Annotated in this window: 2 protein-coding genes; both read right to left on the bottom strand. The window is 59.5% G+C overall.

The features are described 5' to 3' along the window. Positions 1-192 precede the first annotated feature (192 nt). The gene (locus IP83_RS13710; protein ID WP_197274375.1) at positions 193-1812 is read right to left on the bottom strand and encodes a DUF6538 domain-containing protein; all 1620 of its coding nucleotides are present in this window, start codon (positions 1810-1812) and stop codon (positions 193-195) included. Between the two features lie 267 nt (positions 1813-2079). Beyond that, a partial coding sequence (locus tag IP83_RS13705; RefSeq protein WP_054122792.1) for a LysR substrate-binding domain-containing protein occupies positions 2080-2868 on the bottom strand: 789 nt, incomplete at its 5' end.

The raw sequence follows: 2868 nt of genomic DNA, 5'->3' as shown, positions 1-2868 counted from the left end.
GATATGGTGGCATAACCCAATTGAAACTGCCTCCGGAAAACCCGGGACGCTTCAGAGACTACTGGTCTGTTGCTGACGCCAGTCCAGATCGAGTTAATTTTGAGAACTGGCTACGTCCCGGAGGTGCACCCGTCGGTATGGGGCAGATGAGACCAATTTCACTCAAATCGGGCAATGTTGCGCAATGGCGTCTCATTCGATGTCGACACCATCATAGGCGACCTTGGAAATCCAATCGCGCAGGGCTTCCAACTTATAACCCCTGCCATAGCCTTCCATTGCCGTGCGGCCTCCGGTCGTCCAGCCGCCAAGCCGTTCTTCAACGCCCGTTGGAAACCCTTGATCGCGCATTTCATCACGGAAGCTGTGGCGCAGCGAGTGAAACACAATATCTGGATCGGTGCTCACACGGGTGCGTATGAGGCGCCCCATTTGCTTTTGTGCGGCATTGAAAGACTTGCCATTCCCACGAGGAGTGTCTGGAATGAGAAGATCGTCGGGTTGGCGGCCCTCCAGCAGTTTCAAAATGCCGAGTTTGATCAGTCTGGGATGGACGGGAACGTCACGAGCGGTTTCTTTGTTCTTCAATTTCCGGAACTCATTGTTCCGGAGCCGGATGACCCAAATTTCGCCGATTTTGAACAGGTCCTTGACCTGCAAGCCGAGAGGCTCAGTGAGGCGGAAACCGTGCAAAGTGCTGATGCGTGTGCACCAGTAAGCCCAATCTTTCCGGCCGCGTTCCCGTGCGGAGGTGGCCGCGAGCAGCTTTTGCATTTCATTCGGTAGGAAGGAACGACGGTTCGATTTCTTGGGCGCCCTTGGCCCTCCGATGTTTGTAACCGGGTTTTTGTCGATCAGCTCTTCCTTCTCCAGCCATGCGAACAGCGCGCGCGATGCCTGAATTTGCCGCTTGATGCTGGCCGGGGTGAGCTTCGGCGCATTCTGCCTTTCCCCCGCCGCTATTGCTTCGGCTGGCGACATGCCGGGAAAGCGTTGGGTGTAGTGTGCGGGGAGCTGACGAAGTTGTTCGACGTAGGCGCGAAGGTCGGCTCGCACGATGGACCTCACAGGCCGGTCGCCGCCGAGCAAGTCGCGCATCGCGCCCAGCCTAGAGCGATCCATCTTGAGCGTGCTGGCCGTGTTAGCGGATCGCTCGGGCGCCTTCATGTACATATCAACGGCAGCGGCCAAGGTCAGGCCCGCTTCATCCTCCCCGCGCTGCCCATCAATCTCCGCAAACGCAGGGTTTACCGATGGGGTACGAGCGCCGTCGAGGCGCAGGACTTGGCGCCGAAGATGTTCGGTCCATGCCTCAAGGATGGCCTCATAAAAGGGGAAACGGGCCGCGCCCTGTGGGAGTGAAAGGCCAATATGTTCGGCAAAACCTTCCGCGACGCCCTGCAACGTGGCATCCTCGACCGCGTTCGGCTGACGGATGCCAAAAAGTTCTTCGCCAATCGCCTCGCGCAAGGCCTCTTGCCCGGCAACATCAATCGGAACCTGCGGCGCAGACGCTTCCAACTCATGCAAGTAGCGTTTGGCGGCTGCGGCGATCTGGTCATCGGTCAGGGTTGCCGGCGCGACCGGCTGCAATATGGGCTTCACCAAGCCCAGTTGAACCTCGGCTCGCTCGAACTGCCGTTCGATGTTGGCGCGCTCTTGCACCGCCAAACGATAGGCTTCGCGCGTCGATACGCCGCCCAAGGATTTGATGATCTCGCGCTTTCCGATGGTTTCCCGGAGACGGTCGGGCACGCGCACGCGCATTTCCCAGCTACCGCCACGCTTGCGCAGGCCACGCGGCTTAGCCACGGGCTTGCCACCTTGTGTAGCAGCGTTGTGTATCAACTCGGGGTTGGAAAGCCTCGGCATTCCTTGAAGTTGGGCGCTTCTGCGCTTTTTTCAAGGAATGGCGGAGACGGAGGGAGGCGAGTCTGATCCATAAACTACTGATTCGATTGGGTCAGCATAGGAAAAGTTGCTTCCGATGCCCCCGGGAATGCCCCCAGGTTCCAGCAGAACCGCGGATCACTCGGCCGAAAAATTCCCACCCGGGGTGGTCCAGTGATTGATGTCGGATCAGTCAGCCGGCATGAGCCCGGCTCTACCAGATTGCGCCAGATCGATCAGCCACTCCCGGCCGCGCCGGATCCGCGCAGTGTTGTGGTTGTCCTTGTGGGTGACCAGCCAAAAGCTGCGGACGATGGTGATGTCGTCCAGGACGCGGTTCAGATTGGGGTCGAGATCGCCGATGAAACACGGCAGAACACCGATCCCGCCGCCATTGGCGATCTGGCGATGCTGCGCGTTGATGCTCGAGGACCGCAGGCCAAGGCGATTGCCCGGATTGATCTCGTCGAGATAGGCCAGTTCGGGGGCGTAAAGCAGGTCCGGAATGTAACCGACCAGCCGGTGGCTGGAAGCGAGGTCTTCCTTGTTCAGCGGCGCGCCGTGCGATTGCAGATAGTCCAAGCTGGCATAGAGCTTCAGATGATAGTCCGACAGTTTGCGCGAGATGACTGGGCCGGCCTTGGGGCGCGACAGCAGCACCGCAATATCGGCCTCCCGCTTCGACGGGCTGAGGAACCCGCTGCTCGCAACCAGATCAACCGTCAGATCGGGGTGCGCCGCACTGAAGCCAGGCAAGTGAGGGGCCAAGAACCAGACACCAAACCCCTCGGACACGCTGATCCGCAGCGTTCCTGACAGGGCACTGGAACGGCCACCCTGGTCCGAAATATCGGCGGCGAGCTGATCCATCGTCTCCACCTTGGCCAGCAGGGCTTCACCCGCCTCGGTCAGGGTCTGGCCAGTGTCAACGGCACTGTAAAAATCCCCGGAAGTGGCAAAGTAAAATTCCCCACTTTG

The sequence above is a fragment of the Novosphingobium sp. AAP93 genome (assembly GCF_001296055.1).
Taxonomy (GTDB): domain Bacteria; phylum Pseudomonadota; class Alphaproteobacteria; order Sphingomonadales; family Sphingomonadaceae; genus Novosphingobium.
This window is presented reverse-complemented; position numbering and strand designations above follow the sequence as displayed.